The organism is Clostridium sp. DJ247 (assembly GCF_014231265.1).
This window is the reverse complement of record NZ_JABAIW010000122.1, coordinates 1-2,803: the sequence shown is the minus strand read 5'-3', so window position 1 is coordinate 2,803 and position 2,803 is coordinate 1. Positions and strand designations below refer to the sequence as shown.

Sequence of the window (2,803 nt, the reverse complement as noted above, 5' to 3'; positions counted from 1 at the left end):
TTATCCAAGAAATTTTTTGGATATTTACTTCAAGGATTTTTCAAATGGAGTAATTTCTGGTGCAGATTTAATAGTAGGAGAAAGAGAAATTATAGTAACAAAAGGCATAATTAAATTTGCAAATAAGCTGTATATGATGGAAAGAGATATAAGTATTCCTTATTATGCTGCTAATAAAGAATTAATAATAAAGGTAAGATTTTTAGATGGTGCCTTGAATAGTGATTTTACTATAAACACTGCAGAAATATTTATAGATGAAAATACAGTAATAGAAAGAGATGAGCTGGAACTGGCAAGGTTTAAGCTAAAAGAAAGAGCTTTGCTAAGACAGAATTACACAGATTTTTATGATGTTTCAACTGAGTATAACACACTAAATCTTATAAACACACAGTATTCTGGTTATAAGAAGAGTACACTACATCCGTATATACTGAGATATTTTTCAGAAACAATATTAAAAAACAAAACAAAAAATGTCTATGACATAACCTTTGCTATGCAGTGTATGAATGAGAGGTGTATAGATAGGGAAGTAATACTTTACTACATATCAAACAGATTGGAAATGGAATACAAGGAGTATTCTAATATGCAAATATACAAATATTTTTGTCACATAGCAAGAGAAGTAGAAAGTGGAGTAAGAAGGAATGCTGAAAGAAGACAAGGCAGAGCTTCAAGGATAATTGTGGACTAGCTATAAAAATATAAAGAAGAGGTGAGGAGGATGGGATTTTTTAGTGGAATAGTTAGTGCAGTGACTAGTGTTGTAAAAGCAGTAGTTTCAGCAGTAGTAGGGACAGTTAAAGCTGTAGAAAAAGCAGTATCAACTGGTGATCCTAAAGATGTAAAAGATGCAATAGATTCTATAGATAAAACAATAGATACTATAAAAAATGCGGAAGAGGCTTTAAAGAAAAAAGCAAAGAAATTAAAGGAAAAAATAACCACAGGTGCTGGATTTTCTGGGATAATTCCTGCAGTAGGGGATATTATTCAAGACTGGAAAAATGATATGGCAGCAGGAATAGAAACAGATTTAAAAATAGCAGGGGATTTCATTCATACTAAATTTGATGAAATGTGTGAAGATATTCATAAGAAAGATAATTTAATTGATAAAGTTAAGAATACCATAGATAATGGTATGAAAGCAGGAATAAATTATGTTAATAGAGGAGTAGATCAAGGATTTAAGTCTTTTGAAGATACCTTTGGTATAAATGATAAAAATAGTGGATTCTACAAGTATGTTAAGAATGGAATTAAACAAGACATTGGAATTGTAGAAGGATTAACTGAAGGAGCAGAGGATTTAGTTGTTGGAACTGGAGCTCTCTTAATTAAATATGGAGACCCAGGAAGAAATATATTAAGATTTGCAGATAAAGCAGTAGACATTTATAAGAATCCTGATAAATATATAAATGATGTAGAGAAATTCTATAACGGAGTTTCAACAGTTGTAACTCATCCTAAAGAAACATTAACTGCTATAGGAAATGGGTTAGAAAACTTAAAAAATGAAATGGACGCAGATCCGTATAAGCGAGGGCAAATAACAGGGCAAGCAGCCTTTTTTGTAGCATCTTTCTTTGTAGGAGCAGGGGAAGCAAATGCAGTATCGAAAGCTAGCAAGGTTGAAAAACTGGCTGGTGGATTAGGGGAACTAGATGATATTGCTAATACAGCTGGTAAACTAGGCAATTTACGTAAAGAGGAACAGGTATTTAATATAGATCCTGTGAATGTATCAACGGGAAGCTTCTATCTGGAAAGTACAGATCTAGCGATGGAAGACAGGGGACCAGATATAAATATAAGAAGAAGCTATAATTCAAAAGATAACAGTATAGGAGCTATGGGAAGAGGCTGGACTTTTGAATATGAAAGTCGTATAAAAAGGAAAGATGAAAGTGAAATTATAGTAGTATATCCAGATGGTCATATAGAAATATTTATGAAAACAGAGAATGGATGGGAAAACCAATCCTATGAGGATAAGAATGTACTATTGCAGGATATTGAAAAGGGCGAATTCAATCTTACATTAAAAGATAAAACAACTTATAAATATGATAAACAAGGGAAGCTTGTATCAATAAGTGATAGAAATAACAATACTATAATTATAGATTATGACGGAGAAGGAAATATAGAAACAATGATATCTCCTGGAGGAAAAAAACTTTTCTTCAAATATAACTATGGAAAAATAGTAGAAATAGCAGATAACGTAGGAAGAAAAACGGCTTATGAATATGATGGAGATAATCTTATAAATGTATATTTCCCAAATGAAGGAGTTTTAATCTATACCTATAAAGATAATTTAATAACAGCTATAACAGACCAGGATGGAAATACTTATGTAAAAAATGAGTATGATGAATCTGGAAGAGTAATAAAGCAGTATGATCGTGAAGGCAACATAATAGATGTAGAATATAATGACAAGGATATGGAAAATACGTTTATACACAGATCAACAGGATTAGTTGAAAAGTATAGGTATAATTCTAAAAACTTAGTCATTGAACAAATATACAGCGATGGTACTAATGAAGTTTTTACTTATGATAAGTATAATAACAAAGAAAGTGAAATAGACAGACATGGCAGAAAAATTAATCGAGTTTACGATAGTATGGGAAACCTCCTTGAAGAAGTACAACCAGGAGGCGGCGTTTGTCAAGAGAGTTGTCGCATGATTTTTGGGGTTGTTATTGTTATTTTTTTAACATATATAATTACAATAGAAATGCGTATTAATTTCGACTGGATAAATTTGTATTTT

At 31.3% G+C, this 2,803-nt stretch carries 2 protein-coding genes; both read left to right on the top strand.

Annotated features, from left to right (window positions below; translation table 11 throughout):
- On the top strand, window positions 1-703 hold a 703-nt coding region (locus tag HGI79_RS22265; RefSeq protein WP_185652856.1), incomplete at its 5' end, for a DNA and RNA helicase.
- 30 nt (window positions 704-733) lie between these two features.
- Window positions 734-2,803, top strand: a 2,070-nt coding sequence (locus tag HGI79_RS22260) for a DUF6531 domain-containing protein (protein WP_185652855.1), incomplete at its 3' end; no start/stop codon positions are given.